12 protein-coding genes are annotated in these 17,381 nt (G+C 51.2%); all 12 read left to right on the top strand.

Translation table 11 applies throughout. The features are described 5' to 3' along the window. Positions 1 to 116: 116 nt before the first annotated feature. Positions 117 to 2,084 (top strand): cache domain-containing protein, encoded by a 1,968-nt coding sequence (locus HZA49_05225; GenBank protein MBI5778838.1) that lies wholly within the window; start codon positions 117 to 119, stop codon positions 2,082 to 2,084. A 97-nt stretch (positions 2,085 to 2,181) separates the two neighbouring features. Next, entirely contained in the window at positions 2,182 to 2,712 is a 531-nt protein-coding gene (locus HZA49_05220) for an archaemetzincin family Zn-dependent metalloprotease (protein MBI5778837.1), read from the top strand. Between the two features lie 43 nt (positions 2,713 to 2,755). Beyond that, entirely contained in the window at positions 2,756 to 4,111 is a 1,356-nt protein-coding gene (locus HZA49_05215; protein MBI5778836.1) for a sigma-54-dependent Fis family transcriptional regulator, read from the top strand. Positions 4,112 to 4,279: 168 nt separating this feature from the next. Further along, the gene (locus HZA49_05210) at positions 4,280 to 4,726 is read left to right on the top strand and encodes a hypothetical protein (GenBank protein MBI5778835.1); all 447 of its coding nucleotides are present in this window, start codon (positions 4,280 to 4,282) and stop codon (positions 4,724 to 4,726) included. A gap of 13 nt (positions 4,727 to 4,739) precedes the next feature. Beyond that, positions 4,740 to 6,416, top strand: a complete 1,677-nt coding sequence (locus HZA49_05205; GenBank protein MBI5778834.1) for a tetratricopeptide repeat protein — start codon at positions 4,740 to 4,742, stop codon at positions 6,414 to 6,416. A 1,416-nt stretch (positions 6,417 to 7,832) separates the two neighbouring features. Continuing rightward, complete coding sequence (locus tag HZA49_05200) at positions 7,833 to 8,396, top strand: hypothetical protein (protein MBI5778833.1); 564 nt, start codon at positions 7,833 to 7,835, stop codon at positions 8,394 to 8,396. An 82-nt stretch (positions 8,397 to 8,478) separates the two neighbouring features. Beyond that, positions 8,479 to 8,955 carry an NAD(P)H-dependent oxidoreductase subunit E gene (locus HZA49_05195; protein ID MBI5778832.1) on the top strand — a complete coding sequence of 159 codons (477 nt, stop codon included), beginning with the start codon at positions 8,479 to 8,481 and terminating at the stop codon, positions 8,953 to 8,955. A gap of 103 nt (positions 8,956 to 9,058) precedes the next feature. Beyond that, entirely contained in the window at positions 9,059 to 10,978 is a 1,920-nt protein-coding gene (locus HZA49_05190; GenBank protein MBI5778831.1) for a 4Fe-4S binding protein, read from the top strand. Between the two features lie 81 nt (positions 10,979 to 11,059). Continuing rightward, positions 11,060 to 12,337, top strand: coding sequence for a (2Fe-2S)-binding protein (locus tag HZA49_05185; GenBank protein MBI5778830.1), 1,278 nt, complete (start codon positions 11,060 to 11,062; stop codon positions 12,335 to 12,337). A 159-nt stretch (positions 12,338 to 12,496) separates the two neighbouring features. Continuing rightward, a complete protein-coding gene (locus tag HZA49_05180; GenBank protein MBI5778829.1) occupies positions 12,497 to 14,419 on the top strand; it encodes a cache domain-containing protein in 1,923 nt (640 codons plus the stop codon). Between the two features lie 6 nt (positions 14,420 to 14,425). Then, positions 14,426 to 15,787 (top strand): sigma-54-dependent Fis family transcriptional regulator, encoded by a 1,362-nt coding sequence (locus tag HZA49_05175; GenBank protein ID MBI5778828.1) that lies wholly within the window; start codon positions 14,426 to 14,428, stop codon positions 15,785 to 15,787. 350 nt (positions 15,788 to 16,137) lie between these two features. Next, positions 16,138 to 16,977 carry a response regulator gene (locus tag HZA49_05170; protein MBI5778827.1) on the top strand — a complete coding sequence of 280 codons (840 nt, stop codon included), beginning with the start codon at positions 16,138 to 16,140 and terminating at the stop codon, positions 16,975 to 16,977. Positions 16,978 to 17,381: the final 404 nt, after the last annotated feature.

Genomic DNA, 17,381 nt, shown 5'->3' with positions numbered 1-17,381 from the left:
TACTAAAATAATATAATATGTCAAGTAAAATTACCATTTTTATGTCAAATTAGTCTAATATTACTTGAATAAGGCCCATAATTAAGTTATTATATACCTAAAGTAGTGGTGCTATTATGAATTCATTAAGAAGCAAGGTCATTATCAGTTTCGTGATTGTGGTGATTCTCACCGGCGCCATTGCCACCGTCATCGGCGTGCACCTTATCGGCGAGGGCATCATCAAACAGGCCCAGGATAAGGTCCGAACCGACCTGAATTCGGCCCGCGAAATCTACCAGAACGAGGTCGGCAATATCAAGACCATCGTCCGCCTAACCGCCGAAAGATTCTATGTCAAGGATGCCCTTATCCGGAAGGATTACCAGCGCCTTAATTCCGAGATTGCCGCGGTCCGGGCCAGGGAATCGCTTGACTTCCTGACCCTGCTGGATGCCCAGGGCAGGGTGATTATCCGGCCCAAAAACCCCGCGCTTATCGGCGATGACCAGACCTGGTCCGCGCTGGTCCGCAAGGCATTGGCCGAGAAGGACACATTCGCCGGCACCGAAATCGTCCCGAAGGAAGAGATGCTCAAGTGCTCCGCTGAACTGGCCGCTCAGGCCTATTTTAAGATTGTCCCCACCCCGCACGCCAAGCCGACTGACCAGACCGAGCAGACCTTCGGAATGACCATCAAGGCCGCCTCGCCGGTGGTTGACTCCAACGGCAATCTCCTGGGCGTCCTCTACGGCGGAAATCTGCTCAACCGCAATTATAAAATAGTGGACAAGGTCAAGGAAACCGTGTTTGAGAAAGAGGTTTATAAAGGCAAGGATATCGGCACGGCCACTATCTTCCAGGGCGACCTGAGGATTTCCACCAACGTCACCACCAGGGAAGGCGAACGGGCGGTCGGCACGCGCATTGCCGCTGATGTGGGCGAGCAGGTCCTGGCCAAGGGCCAACCCTGGATTGAACGCGCCTTCGTGGTCAAGGACTGGTATTTCACGGCCTACGAGCCCATCAAGGATATTGAAGGCCGGATTGTCGGCATATTGTATGTCGGCATACTTGAGGCGAAGTTTATGGATATGGAAAACCGGGCCATCTGGTGGCTGGTGAGTATCACTATCCTTGGCATTATCGTGGCGCTAATTACATCATATTTTCTGGCCAACAGCATCACCCAGCCGGTTCGCTACCTGGCTAATGCGGCCCATCAACTGGCCAAGGGCGACTTTAACCAGGAAGTGACCGTCCGGTCCAAGGACGAAATCGGCGAACTGGGCAATGCCTTCAACTTTATGATTTCATCCATCAAGGAGCGGGACGACAAACTCAAGGCCCACACCCAGCAGGTGGTGGTCCGCTCCGAGCGGCTGGCCATGATCGGTCAGATAGCCGCCGGCGTGGCGCACGAAATAAATAATCCCCTGGCCGGACTGCGCACCTATGTCAAACTCATCAGCAAGGAAATCTCAGACCTGGGCGTGCCTGAAGGCAGTTTCCCCAAATACCTGTCGCTGATGGAACGCGAGACCATCCGGTGCAGCGAGGTAGTCCGCAATCTCCTCAACTTCGCCAAGCAGACCGAGAGCCGGCCGCAACTGATTGATATCAACCAGATATTGAACGAGGCCCTGTCCTTCCTAGAGCACCAGATTATTATGCTGGATATCAAGGTTGAGAAGAACCTCAATCCCCTGCCCCGGACCGTGGCTGACTTCTCCCAACTCCAGCAGGTCTTTATGAACATCATCCTCAATGCCTGCGAGGCCATGACCGCCCAGGGCCGGCTCTTCCTGAGCACCCGGCACCTGGCCACCCATAACCTAATTGAGGTCAAGATTCAGGACAACGGCTCTGGGATTGCGCCTGATGCCCTGCCCCGCATCTTTGAACCGTTCTTTACCACCAAGCAGAAAGGCACCGGACTGGGGCTCTCGGTGGCCTATGGCATTATCACCCGTCTCAAAGGCACGGTGGACGTGGACAGTACAGTCGGCGTGGGCACGACCTTTACCGTAAAACTGCCGGTCCAGGCCGTCTTGCCCAAGGTGGATAACCACGATGCGCAAGGAAAGATGAAAGATGAGAGGTAAGAGATGATAGTTTTAGTTATCCTCTTTCATCTTTATTCTTCCATCTATCATCTCTTCTTCTTGGTGTCTTAGTGCCTTAGTGGTAAGTATTATTAATGTGGAAAATATTTATATCAGACCTGTTGGAGAAGTGGACGAAAAGATGATTAAATACCTGACCGACGAACTGCCCTTAATATTCAACAAGATGGTAAAGCCCCTGCCATCCATCCCGGTTCCGCCCCAGAGTTACGATGACCAGCGCCAACAGTGCCTTTCCTCAGAGATACTCAAGGCCATCCTGGAATCTGCTCCGGCAGATGAGAACAAAATCATGGGCGTTACCGAGGTTGACCTGTTTATCCCGATATTCACCTATATCTTCGGCGAGGCGCAACTGGACGGCCGGGCCGGATTAATCTCTCTGGCCCGCCTGAAACCCGATGCCAATGACGAATCCCCGGACGAAGAACTCTATAAACTCAGGGCTCTGAAAGAGGCGGTCCACGAACTGGGCCATACCTTCGGACTGAAACACTGTCCTGAACCGGCCTGCGTCATGCGCTTTGCCAATAATATAATAGAAGTGGACAGCAAGGACTGCTCCTTCTGTCCTAGTTGTCATGATTTTATTGTAAAATCCCAATAATCTGTGTATATCTGTGTAATCTGTGGTTAAAAGGAGTTGATTTATGGATAACTTCCGTATTTTAGTCATTGACGACGAAGAAATCGTGCGCGAGTCGCTCTCGGACTGGCTCCAGAAATTCGGGTTCTACGTGGAGACGGCCGAGAACGGCGCCAGGGGCGTGGAGAAAATCCGCTCGGCCCAATGGAACATCATGCTGGTGGACCTGAAACTGCCGGACACCAACGGCCTGGAAATCCTCAAAGAGGCCCGCCAGGTCCAGCCCGCGGCCGTGGTCATCATCATCACCGCCTATGCCACGGTGGACACAGCCATCCAGGCCATGAAGGCCGGCGCATACGACTACATCACCAAGCCCTTTGACCCGGACGAGATTAACCTGGTCATCCAGAAGATTATCGAGCACCAGAAACTCCTGGACGAAAACCTGTTCCTGCGCCGGGAACTGACCAAGCGCTACACCTTCCAGGACATCATCGGCAAGAGCCCGAAAATCCAGGAGGTCTTTGAACTGGTCAAGACGGTCGGGCCGACCAAATCCACCGTCCTGCTCCGGGGCGCCAGCGGCACCGGCAAGGAACTGGTGGCCCGGGCCATCCACCAGCTCAGCCCGCGCAATGAAAAGCCGTTCGTGGCCGTCTCCTGCGCGGCACTGACCGAATCCCTGCTGGAAAGCGAACTCTTCGGCCACGAAAAGGGCGCGTTCACCGGCGCCATCGCCCAGAAAAAGGGCAAGTTTGAACTGGCTGACAACGGCACCATCTTCCTGGACGAAATCGGCGACATTGACCCCAAGACCCAGGCCGACCTGCTGCGCGTCCTGCAGGAGCGCGAATTCACCCGGGTAGGCGGACAGGAAACGATTAAGGTGGACGTCCGAATCATTGCCGCCACCAACAAAGACCTGAACAAACTGATGCAGGAAGGCAAATTCAGGCAGGACCTGTTCTACCGGCTCAATGTGATTACTATTAATATACCGCCCTTGCAGGAGCGCCGGGAGGATATCCCGCTCCTGTGCGAGCACTTCCTGCACAAGTATAATATAGAAAACAGCAAGAAGATTCAGCGGCTCTCCGAGGACGCGCTCAAGGTCCTGCTGGAGCACAACTGGCCCGGCAATGTCCGGGAACTGGAGCACGCCATAGAGCATGCGGTGACCATAGAAAAGACCAATGTCGTCACGATGGAAAGCCTGCCGCCCGCGTTCCGGGCCCAGGGCGCGTTCCCCTGCGCCTATGTGGCTGAGGACAAACCGCTGGACGAGGTGGAAAAGGAATACATCCTCCGGGTCCTGAAGAAGCACCAGTGGAACATCCAGAAGGTGGCCGGCATCCTGAACATCGACCGGGCCACGCTCTACAGCAAGATAAAGAAATATAATCTGGAGCAGAAGTAAATATCCCTTTTACTCCCCTCTATCAAGAGGGGATTTAGGGGTGTGTTAAATCCGTTTAATCAATTGGCAGAAAACCATAATTAGCGAAAAAAGTATTGACAAATCTATTTGCTTGAGTATAATCAGGCATAATCTTTACTGGATTCTAGTAAAAAGGAGGGCAGAAAAATGAAGGTCATAAATATCAGCGAGAACCACAAAATCTGGCCGCAAGTCCAGAAGCTATTTCCCGACGTGATGAAGTGGCGGGCCGACAAGACGGATAAAGGCGATTACCATTTTATCTGTGCGGTAGATTCAGGCGCGCGCATCAATGCGGCTATGGCTATGGATATCGGTCCCATGGCCATTGGACCGCTAAAGAACAACCGGATTGCTTTCATAGAGGGTTTGGCATTCCGTGTCGGCCATGACACCAAATCAGGCCCGACGCTGATTAAGAACACGCTCCGGTATCTGAAGGCAAAAGGTTGTAAGCACGTCCGGGGACAGATAGGTTACAATCAAAAAGGCGCCTTGCAGGTAATGCAAAAACTCGGCTTTGCCACCGTGCCTATTGACAATCCCGGCGAAAGGTGCAAGACAAACCAATATCTGGTGGTTAAATCATTATAAAAATGATGTAGATATGAAAAAGGTAATCATTCTCCTCTGCATCATCATTACTATCGTAATCGGGTGCAGCGCCACGCCAATAGATTCGGCTAACAAGGACATTAAAATATGGTGCGATGAGGCGTCCAGATTATGTGATGCAGGTAAATTTGTCGAGGCACTGACCGCCTCTGAAAAAGCCATAGAGATTGCCCCTCAATCAACCCTGGCCTGGTATTATAAAGGACACGCCCTGGGCAAGCTAAGACGTTTTGAAGAATCATTGGCATCAACCGAGAAATCTATCGCGCTTGACCCGAATAACGCCAAGGCCTGGCGCAATAAAGGCGCTGCATTAGGCAACTTGACCAGATATGAAGAAGCCCTTAAAGCCAGCGATAAATCTCTAGAACTTGACTCCAAAAATGCTGATGCGTGGGATGTAAAAGGCGCTGCTTTGCTTTTCTTAAATAGATATGAAGAAGCTCTTAAGGTATTTGATAAAGCCATAGAACTCGACACCAAAGATGCAACAACGTGGAGTAATAAAGGCGCGACCTTAGGTAAATTGGGTAAATATGAAGAGGCGAATAAGGCCTGTGATAAAGCCATTGAACTTGACCCTAAAGATGCGGCAGCGTGGAGTAACAAAGGATATGCCTTGAATAATTTGGGTAGATACGAAGAAGCCCTTAAAGCCAGCGATAAATCCATAGAACTTGACCCCAAAAATGCGACAACGTGGAGTAATAAAGGAGATGCCTTAGCTTGCTTGGATATACATAAAGAAGCCCTTAAGGCCTATGATAAGGCAATCGAACTAAATCCGAATGAATCTGACACATGGAGTAATAAAGGCGCGACCTTGGGTAATTTGGGCAGACATGAAGAGGCGCTCAAGGCATTGGATAAAGCCGTCGAACTTGACCCTAAATATGCGACAGCGTGGAGCAACAAAGGCCGTATGCTGTTTTCCTTAGGCCGTTATGAAGAGGCGCTCAAGGCATTGAATAAAGCCATTGAACTTGACCACAAAGATGAAACGGTGTGGAGTATAAAAGGCGCTGTCTTAGTTTCTTTGGGCAAATATGAAGAAGCCCTTAAAGCCTGCGATAAAGCCATTGAACTTGACCCTAAATTTAAAATTGCCTGGCTTACTAAGGCTGCTATCTTGCACGAATCCGGTAGATATAAAGAAGCGCTCAAGGTAGTGGATAAAGCCATCGAACTTGACCCCAAAGATGGGACAGCGTGGGGTACAAAAGGTGATATCCTGTTTTTCTTAGGCAACTATGAAGAAGCCCTTACGGCCTATGACAAGGCAGTTGAACTTAATCCGGATTATACTGATAAACGGTATAAAACATATTTAATGCTCGGCAAATTAAACGATAAAGAATCCATACCCACGTTACGGAAATTACTTAATGATAAAGCCATGGGAATCCGTAGTCTGGCCATTAAAGCCCTAGCCAATTTAGGCGACAAAGAATCCATCCCGAAGATAAAAGAACTGCTTAATGATAAAGATGTTGCTGTGTTAGCAGAAGCTATCAGGGCGCTTGGAATTTTAGGTGACAAGGAATCTATTCCTGAGATAAAGAAGTACCTTAAGCATGAATATAAAACCTTTCGTGATTACTCCGAACAAGCCCTAAAAGCCCTCGGCGTGTCGGAGGAGGAAATCCAGAAAGTCAAGGAGGGCAAATAGTCTACAGGAAATCACAGGAATCAGGAAACCCCATACTTAATTAGATACCCCCCCTATACCCTATAGATATATACCCTACACCCTATGGGGGCATACCCTATACCCTCTAGGATAATACCCTATACCTACTAGAGGCATACCCCATACCTACTAGAGTAATACCCTATACCTACTAGAGGAATACCCCATACCTACTAGAGTAATACCCTATACCTACTAGAGGCATACCCTATACCTACTATAGGCATACTATAGTCCCTATAGGGGCATACTCTATACCCACTATAGGCATACCCCATACCTACTAGAGTAATACCCTATACCTACTAGAGGCATACCCCATACCTACTAGAGGCATACCCTACTCCCACTATAGGCATACCCTAGACCTACTATAGGCATACCCTACTCCCACTAGAGGTATACCCTACTCCCACTATAGGCATACCCTACTCCCACTATAGGCATACCCTAGTCCCACTATAGGCATACCCTAGTCCCTATAGAGGTATACCCTAGTCCTACTACCATATTACTATAGCCCCTATAGGGGGGTACCCTACACCCTATAGGTATATACCCTACACCCATACCCCTATACTAACTCTACGGCTCCCCTCATAGAGGAGTCCAGCACCCCCCATAGGGGAGTCCTACTCCCCGCATAGAGGAGTCCAACACCCCCCATAGAGGAGTCCTACTCCCCGTATAGAGGAGCCCAACTCCCCGTACAGGGGAGCCCTACTCCCCGTATAGAGAAGCCCCACCCCCCGTATAGGGGAATCCCACTCATCGTGTAGAGGAGTCCAACACCCCCCATAGAGGTGTCCAGCACCTCCCATAGGGGAGTCCAACACCCCCCATAGAGGTGTCCAGCACCTCCCATAGGGGAGTCCAACACCCCCCATAGAGGTGTCCTACTCCCCGTGTAGGGGAGCCCTACTCCCCGCATAGGGGTGCCCACCATCCCCCATAGGGGAGCCCTACTCCCCCCATAGAGGTGCCCACCACCCCCCATAGGGAAGCCCTATATCCCCCCACATTTCTGCAAAACTGTTGAATTTCTCTACACTATGTAGAGTTTTACAACTATACCCTATCTCCTTATAATCCAACCTATTGCGTAAAATATACAGTAGAAGTGTTGAGTTTCTATACACTTTGTGAATAGCAGTTACAAGCCATCTGTGAAATTAGTAACAATTACATATTCGTTTATTGCCTTATCTTTCAATAGGTTATCGCAGTTTGCCTCAGATTTTTGACTGAGAATAGGGATTATGGCACGGGAATTGCTTATAGTTAAGAAGACACTGTGGCTTAAACAATGTCCCGATGGATGGCTTAGCGCCATCATCGGGATCTAAGTCGCTGTAACGACCTTCGGTCTAACAGCGACTAAGAGAGGTTAATTTTATGCCGTGCCCATATTTAGAAGAAGTGGTGATGCGCTATTGCAAGGCCTATCCGATGAAGAAGATGATTCCGGCCTCGTCCTCCCAACTGGTCAGCCCGTGCTTTACGGACAACGGTTCCTGCCCGGTCTTTAAGGACGTGACCGGCAAGCGCCATAAAAAGGCCCAGCCGGCAACCTGCGCCACCTGTTCTGTAGCCAAAGAATTACAACCCCCTTCATCCCCCTTTGATAAGGGGGAATCTAAGGACCAGAAATACTGCGTCTGGCTCAGGCAGGAGACCGTCTCCTACCGCCTGTGCACCCGTAACTACGACTGCCAGAGTTGCCAGTTCGAACAGATGCTCATAGAAAAGGACGGTAAATACGTTGAGCAACCCCAGGTAGCCGGCCAGATAGAGAAACTCAAGACCCTGCCGGCCCATCTGCGCAAGTGCAAATACACGGTCACCGGCAAGATTCTCCTGGAACCGTGCAACGTGGATTACCAGTGCTGGAAGTGTGACAAATACAAGGAACTAAGAACCAATATTATTGAAAACTGCTTGGAGGAAGCAAAGAAGTAAGATAATGTAGTCCCGCAATTCTGCGGGATCTAAGAGCCAGTAACTCACTGCGTTCTAACTGGCTCTAAGAAAAGGAGTTATTATGCCCGTTGTAACTACGGAATCACCGACAATTGCCAAGGTAGACGAGATCATCGAGAAACATCTCTACGAGGAATCGGCCCTTATCGGGATTTTGCAGGACACCCAGAAGGAACTGAATTACCTGCCCAAGGAGGCACTGAAGCACATTGCCCTGCGCCTGGACGTGCCCCTGAACCGGGTCTATAGTGTGGCTACCTTCTACCGGGCATTTACCCTCAAGCCGCGCGGCAAGTATACCATCAGCGTCTGCCTGGGCACGGCCTGCCATGTCCGGGGCGGCAAACGCATCTTAGAGGAAATCGAGAGACGGCTGGGCATCAAGGCCCCGGATACCACCACCGACCTGAAATATTCCCTCCAGGGCGTCAATTGCCTGGGCGCCTGCGCGCTCGGTCCGGTCATCGTCATCAACGGCGAATACCACGGGCAATTAACACCCAAGAAGATAGAAGGAATACTGAAGCAGTACAAATAAAAGGTTACACGAGGTTACAGAAGGTTACATGAGGTTAAGCAACCTCTTGTAACTTCAAGCAACTTCTTGTAACCCCTTGTAACATTGATTAAAGGAGATAATAATGAAACGATTAAATAGCGTACCCGAATTCAAGACCTGGCAGGACACACTGGTCAAGGCCCGGAATCCCAATTCTAAGGTTATCGTGCTCTGCGGCGGGACCGGCTGTAATGCCACCGGCTCCAGATTGGTTGCCACTACCATCGCCGAGCAGCTGAAATCCACCGGACTGGCCAATACCGTGTCCCTGCGCGTGACCGGCTGCCACGGGTTCTGCGAAAAGGGGCCGCTGGTAGTCATCCAGCCCGAGGGCATCCTTTATACCAGCGTCAAGCCCGAGGATATCACGGAAATCCTCAATGAGACCGTCAAGAACAAGAAGGTGATTGAACGCCTGCTCTATGTTGACCCGACCACCGGCAATAAGGTCACCTACGAACACGACGTGCCCTTCTACAGCAAACAGACCCGCATCATCTTCGGCGAGAATACCAAGATAGACCCGACTAAGATTGAGGATTACATCTCCATCGGCGGCTACTCGGCCCTGGCCAAGTCATTAAGCACCATGAAGCCGGATGCGATTATTGATATGATAAAGAAATCCGGCCTGCGCGGCCGGGGCGGCGGCGGTTTCCCGGCCGGCGTCAAGTGGGAATCCTGCCGCAAGGCGCAGGGCGACCTGAAATACGTTATTTGCAATGCCGATGAAGGCGACCCGGGCGCATACGCCAACCGCTCGCTCCTGGAAGGCAATCCCCATTCGGTCATCGAAGGAATGATTATCGCGGCCTATGCCATCGGCTCTAATGTCGGATACATTTATATCCGCGACGAGTATCCCCTGGCCGTGGAACTATTTGCCAATGCCCTGAAACAGGCCGAGGAGAGCGGCCTGCTGGGCAAGAACATCCTGGGCAGCGGATTTAATTTCGTGATGAACATCAACCGGGGCGGCGGCGCCTTTGTCTGCGGCGAATCGTCAGCCCTGATGGCGTCATTAGAAGGCAAGATCGGCGAGCCGCGCGCCAAATACATCCATATGGTGGAACACGGGCTTTATAACCGGCCGTCCTGCCTGAATAACGTCGAGACCTGGGCCAATGTCCCGCTGATTATCAATAAAGGCGTGGATTGGTTTACCAAAATCGGCACCGGAGATGTGACTGCCAATCCCTGGGGCGGGAGCAAGGGCACCAAGATATTTTCGCTGGTCGGCAAGGTCAATAACACCGGACTGGTGGAAGTGCCGATGGGTATTTCTCTCAGGGAAATCGTCTTTGGCATCGGCGGCGGAATCAGGGGCAATAAGAAATTCAAGGCCGTCCAGACCGGCGGGCCGTCCGGCGGCTGTATCCCTGATAAGATGCTGGACCTGCCGGTGGATTACGACCGGCTGACCGCGGCCGGCTCGATGATGGGCTCGGGCGGTATGATTGTGATGGACGAGAACAGTTGTATGGTGGACGTGGCCCAGTATTTCCTCAATTTCTTAAGCGAGGAATCCTGCGGCAAGTGCGTACCCTGCCGGGAAGGCATCACCCGGATGCATGAAATCCTGAAAGACATCTGCGACGGCCGGGGCAAGGATGGCGATATCGAACTCCTCGAGGAACTGGCCGCCACGGTCAAGGATTCGTCCCTATGCCAGCTGGGCGCCACCTCGCCGAATCCGGTCCTGACCACGCTGAAATATTTCCGCGATGAATACGAGGCCCATATTAAAGACAAGAAATGCCCGTCCGGGGTGTGCAAGGAATTAATCCACTACACCATTGACGAGAAGGCCTGCAAGGCCTGCGGCGCGTGCATCAAACCCTGCCCGGCTGAGGCCATCACCGGCGCTAAAAAGGTGCCGCATAAGATTGACCAGTTCAAGTGCATCAAGTGTGGGGTGTGTATGGATACCTGCAAGTTTGACTCGATAAGTATTATACCGGGCCGGCATCCGTCGGTGGAGAAAGAATTAGTAAACGCTTAAATGCAACCACAAAGGACACTAAGAACACAAAGAATTCTTTGTGAACTTTGTGCTCTTTGTGGTGAATAAAGAGGAGAGTATATGTTGAATCTAAAGATTAATGGTGACCAGGTCCAAATAGAAAAAGGCAAGACGGTTCTGGACGCCATCCGCAAGGCCGGGGTGGATGTGCCGACCCTGTGCTATCACAAGGACCTGACCGGCTACGGCTCCTGCCGGCTCTGCCAGGTTGAGGTAACGCAGAAGGGCAAGACCAAACTGGTCGTCTCCTGCCTGTATCCGGTGGCAGAGGGCATCGAGGTCCAGACCCACAGCAAACGGGTGGAACAGAACCGCAAACTGCTGGTGGAACTGCTTTTGGCCCGTTCGCCTGAATCCAAGGTCCTGCAGGAAATGGCCAAAGATTATAAGATTACCAAACCAAGATTCAAGTTAAAGAACGAGAAGTGCATCCTGTGCGGCCTGTGCATCCGGGTCTGCAGCGAAATCCTGGGCGCCCATGCCATCGGATTCGCCAGCCGCGGCACCTCCAAGAAGATAGAGGCGGCATTCAAGGAAGCGCCTGAGGAGTGCCTGGGTTGCGGGGCCTGCACCTATGTCTGCCCGACCGGCGCCATCCAGATGGAAACCGAGGCGCGCAAGCGCTGGGCGCTTTATATCTCGTCCGGCGATAGGGAATGCCGTTACTCACTAATGGGACTAATCTCGCATAAGATATGTTCCAATGCCTTCCAGTGCCAGAAATGCGAGGTGGACCAGCGTCTTGAGGATACACTAGGCGTGCATCCGGCATTCGTAGCCAGGCCGGCCGCCAAACAGCATACCATCCAGGTTGACCAATTCCAGATTATCCCCAATCGCTACTACACCAACGGCCATATCTGGGTCAAGCCGCTGAACGGTAAGTTCCGGGTCGGCGTGGATGATTTCACTGCCAAGTTCCTGGGCCGGGTGGATGGGGTATCGTCTGATAAATCATTCCAACAGGACAAGCCGGTCTGGGAATTAAGTATCGGCAACCGCCGGCTGGCCATGTATCTGCCCTTTGCCGGTTCGGTGGTGGAGACCAATCCGCTGACCAGGTCAGTGCCGTCGCTGACCGCCCAGGACCCCTACCAACAGGGCTGGCTGTTCACGGTCAAGGCCGATAACCGCGATGAGGCGATTGATAAACTCATCTCGCCGCTCAAGGCCACCAGGGTGATGAAAGAGCATTCGGAAAAGCTCCACCAGCGGCTGAATAAGGAACTGGGCATCACCATGACCGACGGCGCGGGCAATCTGGTGGGCAATATTCCCTCACTCATCAAGGATGCGGAGTGGGCTAATATCACCGGCGAGTTCTTTAAGCCCCGTTAGAGATAAAGATATAAAAGGAAAAAACCCCCTTCCCGCTGGGGCGGGACTCCGCTGTCGCTCCGTGCTCCCCCTTAACAAAGGGGGAATATAAAGGGGGTTGTTCTTCGTGGTTAATTATTTTCTTGATGCTCCCTTTCTTTCTTGCTACGCTAATGCCATATGAAACTACTGCGGAACAAACTCATTATCAGTTTTGTCATCGTGGTGGTAATAATCGGTTCGATTGCCACGGTGGTCGGGATTCATCTCATCGGCAAAGGCATTATCACCCAGGCGCAGGATAAGGTCCGGACCGACCTGAACTCGGCCCGCGAGATATACCAGGGCGAGGTCAACAACGTCCGAACCATCGTCCGCCTGACGGCCGAGCGTTTCTATATCAAGGACGCCCTGATCAAAAAGGATTATCCTACCCTTAACTCCGAGATTGCCACGGTCCGGGCCAGGGAGTCGCTGGATTTCCTGACCCTGCTTGATGCCCAGGGCAGAGTCGTGGCTAGGCCCAGAAACGCCTCTCTGGTCGGCGATGACCAGACCTGGTCGGCTATTGTCAGGAAGGCATTGACCGAAAAGGACACCTTTAGCGGCACCGAGATAGTATCAAAAGCGGAAATGCTCAAGTGCTCGCCTGAATTGGCACAACAGGCGTATTTCAAATTTATCCAGACCCCGCACGCCAAGCCGACTGACAAGACCGAAGAGACATCGGGAATGGCCATCAAATCCGCTTCGCCGGTAATGGATAATAACGGCAATCTTCTGGGCGTCCTGTACGGCGGCGTAATGATTAACCGCAATTATAAGATTGTGGACAAGATAAAGGATATCGTTTTTGAGGGACAGACCTATAAAGGCAAAGATATCGGCACGGCCACCATCTTCCAGGACGATTTGAGAATCTCCACCAATGTCAAGACTAAGGCAGGCGAACGGGCCATCGGCACCCGGATTGCGGCTGATGTCGGCGAGCAGGTCCTGGTTAAAGGCCAACCCTGGATTGAACGAGCCTTTGTGGTTACGGATTGGTATTTCACGGCTTATGAGCCGATTAAGGATATTGAAGGCCGGATTATCGGCATCTTGTATGTCGGCATACTTGAAGCGAAGTTCGTGGATATCAAGAACGAGACGCTCTGGCTCTTTATCAGCATTACTGTCATCGGCGTGTTGGTAGCCCTGCTTATCGGTTATCTCCTTTCCGCCAGCATCACCAGTCCCATCCGGCATCTGGTCAACGCGGCCGGTAAGATTGCCGGCGGCGACTTCAACCAGGAGGTCGAGGTGGAATCCAGAGACGAGATAGGCGAATTAAGCAAGACCTTTAACGTGATGATTGAGGCCATCAAGGAACGGGACGAGAAACTCAAGGCCGAGACCCAGGCCGCGCTGATTCAAATGGAAAAGATGTCGTCCTTAGGCCAGATGGCGGCCGGCGTAGCCCACGAGATTAATAACCCATTAAGCGGCGTCCTGACCTATGCCCAGTTGATGCTCAAGAATATTCGGGCCGGCAAGGCCATCCCGCCTGAGGAGCTGGAAAAGAAACTATCCACGATGGAAAAGGAGACCGAGCGCTGCACCCGGATTATCAAGAGTCTGCTGGAATTCTCGCGCCAGAGCCGGCCGTCTATCAGACCGATTGACCTGGCCAAATCCATAGATAATGCCCTGATTATGCTGACCCACCAGGCCGAACTAAGTAATGTCAAGATAGTCAAACAATACAGCAGTATCCCTCAAATAGCAGCCGACCCGGATCAACTCCAGCAGGTATTTACTAATATCATCCTGAATGCGATTCACGCCATGACCAAAGGCGGCACGCTGACCATCAGTACGGTCAGCGATAAGCAGAAAAACTTTATCGGCGTGCGATTCCAGGATACCGGAAGCGGCATTACGCCGGAGAATCTCAAGAAACTATTTACGCCCTTCTTTACCACCAAGGAAAAAGGCGTGGGCATCGGACTGGGCCTGGCCGTCTGCTACGGTATCATTCAGCGCCACGACGGCGATATTAAAGTAGAAAGCGAATACGGCAAAGGCACGACCTTTACGGTCTGGCTGAAAGAAAAACAATAACCAATTATGGAAAAGTATAAGATACTTGTAGTAGACGATGAAGAAGTAATCCGTAATTCGCTGGCCGAGTGGCTGACTGATACCGGTTACGAGTCACTGACTGCGGCAGACGGACCCCAGGCGCTGAATATCATCAAGGACGCGGATATTGATATTATGCTGGCTGACCTGAAGATGCCCGGTATGGACGGTATGCAGCTGATGAAGCAGGCGCAGGAAATCAATCCCGATCTGTCCGTGATTATCATGACCGCCTACGGCACCATTGCCTCGGCCATAGATGCCATCAAGGCCGGCGCCTATGACTACCTGGAAAAACCATTCTGCCCGGAACGGGTGGAGGTTATTATTAACAATATAATGGCTCATAAAAACGTGGTCAGGGAAAATATTGCCCTCAAGAAGGAATTATCCCGAAAATATCAGTTTGAAGAACTGGTCGGAAAGAGCCCAAAGATGCAGGCGGTGTTTGAACTGATTAAAACCGTAGCCAAGAGCAATGCCACGGTCCTGATTCTGGGCGAGACCGGCACCGGCAAAGAACTGGTGGCCCGGGCCGTGCATGCCGAGAGTTTGCGCCATAAAGGGCCGTTCGTCTCGCTTAACTGCGCGGCGCTGCCCGAGAGCCTCCTGGAAAGCGAACTCTTCGGCCACGAAAAGGGCTCGTTCACCGGCGCCATTGCCCAGAAAAAGGGCAAGTTTGAACTGGCCCATGGCGGCACGATTTTCCTGGATGAAATCGGCGACATCTCGCCTAATGTCCAGGTCCATCTCTTGCGCGTCCTGCAGGAAAAGGAACTCAACCGCGTGGGCGGTAACGAGATAGTCAAAGTGGATGTCCGGGTGGTCACCTCGACCAATCGCGACCTCAAGAAGCGGGTTGAGGAAGGCACTTTTAGGGAAGACCTGTTCTACCGCCTAAATGTCGTGCCGGTCTATGTCCCGCCCCTCAGGGAAAGGCCGGATGATATCCCGATTCTGGCCCGCTACTTCCTCAAGAAGTTCAATACCGAGAACAATAAAAATATCAGAGATTTCTCGCCTGAGGTAATGGACTACTTTATGAAGCACACCTGGACCGGTAATGTCCGGGAACTGGAAAACGCCATAGAATATAGCGTGGTCTTATGCCGCAATGATATAGTCAAACCGGAACATCTGCCACCGCTATTAAAAGACCGTAGGATATGCGAACCGCCACCATCCGCCAATTCAGATAAAACATCGTTGAAAGATGCGGAAAAGAAGCAAATAATTAAAGTTTTAGATGAAAACAAATGGAACTACACCCGAACTGCCAAGACCTTGGGTATCTCCCGCTCTACCCTCCATAATAAACTCAAGGAATACCAAATAACAAAAAAGTAGAGTATCTGTTCTCAATCAGGCATTTTCAAAACACTTTTCCTTTCTGATAGCTGTCCTAAAATCGGACAGCTGGTGTCCTATTTTAGGACGATTACCACGCCTTTTCACCGCTAATTACATAATGAGAAGAAGGGTTATATAAAAATATATTATCCTATCATATTATTATTTAGATAGTTATGCTAAACTGTCTTATTAATATGTGTAACCTGTGCCTGACTGGCACAGTATTTGCATATATGATAGGTGGGCAATGAAAAATAAGATAAGCCCGACGGTAGGTCGGGTCTAAGAGCCAGTAAATCGTTTCACCTTAGTGGACCTCCAACTGGCTCTAAGAGAGGTGATTTATGAAAAGACCAAGAGTTCTGTTAGTTGATGACGAGGCAATTGTCCGCGATAGCGTTTCCGAATGGCTCAAGGGCGATAACTATGATGTTGAGTGCGCCTGTAACGGCGAAGAGGCCATCAGCCGCGTCAAGGAGGCCAGATTTGATACGGCCGTGGTTGACCTGAAGATGCCTGGAATGGACGGTATGGAGGTAATGAGACGGATGAAACAGACCTCACCGCAGATTCTGGTGATTATCATTACGGCCTACGGTACGGCCGAGAGCGCAGTCGATGCGATGAAGTCCGGCGCCAGCGATTACCTGCTCAAGCCCTTTACTCTGGATAAACTGGAAAAGGCCATTGAGGATGTTTATCAGAAAAGCGGCTCGGTTGGAACGCCGGTTTTAGAACCACCGACCAAGCCGGAAACAACCACTACCACGCCTGAAGCGGAAGTTGAGGTCAAGGAAAAACCCAAGGCCAAAACGGAAAAGCAGTGCATCTGGTCCAAGGCCGGGGTGGTTTCTTACCGGGTCTGCAGTAACAATTTCCGCTGTGACAGTTGCGAATTTGCCCAGGGCTTAATGGACAAGGGCGCGCAGGTGGGTAACCGACCAATGATGATGGACGCCATCAAGAAGATGCTGGAAAAACCCGGTCCGGAACGGGCCTGCCGTTATACGCTGGCCGGCCAGGTGACCTACCGGCTCTGCTCTAATGTTTATCGTTGCGGTCAGTGCGCTTTTAACGAGTATATGGAAGAAAAACTGGATGCCGAAACGGCCAAAATGACGGCCAAACTCAAGGCAATGCAGGAACGCAAGGCGTCCCGCCTTGGCAAGACCGCGGCGGGATAACTCACTGTAACATCCCGCTTATAGCGGTATTAACAGCGAGTAAAAAGCAACCGCATAAAATAAAGGTTAAATAATTATGTTAAAAATGGGGAGCGCAGCCACTACTGTCTTCCGGACCGAATATCTCGGCCGATTAATCAATAAACCTATTTCCCTCCAGCGCTCCCCATCTAAAGCTCTCCTGTCTTGGGTTACCCCGACAGGCATTATTATATGCTGCTTAATCTGTTTAAATTGTTTATAAAGTGAGAATTCTTAATTCCTTAAAGCAAAACTACAATAAACTAAGCAGGAGTGTCACCGGAGAAGCATGCCAATACCGTTATCCCTGGCAGATATGGGAACCCGGAAGAAAGAAAGATCGCAGGATTTCGCCTTTCCACCTTGCTAAAGACCCATTACAA

It is taken from the genome of Planctomycetota bacterium, from assembly GCA_016235865.1.
Taxonomy (GTDB): Bacteria; Planctomycetota; MHYJ01; order JACQXL01; family JACQXL01; genus JACRIK01.
Note: the sequence above shows the minus strand (reverse complement) of the source record. Positions and strands in the feature narration are given on the sequence as shown.

What these genes read in the sequence shown, in the direction of transcription:
- HZA49_05180 (MBI5778829.1), top strand. Translation starts at nt 12,497, where the DNA reads ATGAAACTACTGCGGAACAAACTCATTATCAGTTTTGTCATCGTGGTG.
- HZA49_05205 (MBI5778834.1), top strand. Translation starts at nt 4,740, where the DNA reads ATGAAAAAGGTAATCATTCTCCTCTGCATCATCATTACTATCGTAATC.
- HZA49_05215 (MBI5778836.1), top strand. Translation starts at nt 2,756, where the DNA reads ATGGATAACTTCCGTATTTTAGTCATTGACGACGAAGAAATCGTGCGC.
- HZA49_05210 (MBI5778835.1), top strand. Translation starts at nt 4,280, where the DNA reads ATGAAGGTCATAAATATCAGCGAGAACCACAAAATCTGGCCGCAAGTC.
- HZA49_05195 (MBI5778832.1), top strand. Translation starts at nt 8,479, where the DNA reads ATGCCCGTTGTAACTACGGAATCACCGACAATTGCCAAGGTAGACGAG.
- HZA49_05170 (MBI5778827.1), top strand. Translation starts at nt 16,138, where the DNA reads ATGAAAAGACCAAGAGTTCTGTTAGTTGATGACGAGGCAATTGTCCGC.
- HZA49_05175 (MBI5778828.1), top strand. Translation starts at nt 14,426, where the DNA reads ATGGAAAAGTATAAGATACTTGTAGTAGACGATGAAGAAGTAATCCGT.
- HZA49_05225 (MBI5778838.1), top strand. Translation starts at nt 117, where the DNA reads ATGAATTCATTAAGAAGCAAGGTCATTATCAGTTTCGTGATTGTGGTG.
- HZA49_05185 (MBI5778830.1), top strand. Translation starts at nt 11,060, where the DNA reads ATGTTGAATCTAAAGATTAATGGTGACCAGGTCCAAATAGAAAAAGGC.
- HZA49_05190 (MBI5778831.1), top strand. Translation starts at nt 9,059, where the DNA reads ATGAAACGATTAAATAGCGTACCCGAATTCAAGACCTGGCAGGACACA.
- HZA49_05200 (MBI5778833.1), top strand. Translation starts at nt 7,833, where the DNA reads ATGCCGTGCCCATATTTAGAAGAAGTGGTGATGCGCTATTGCAAGGCC.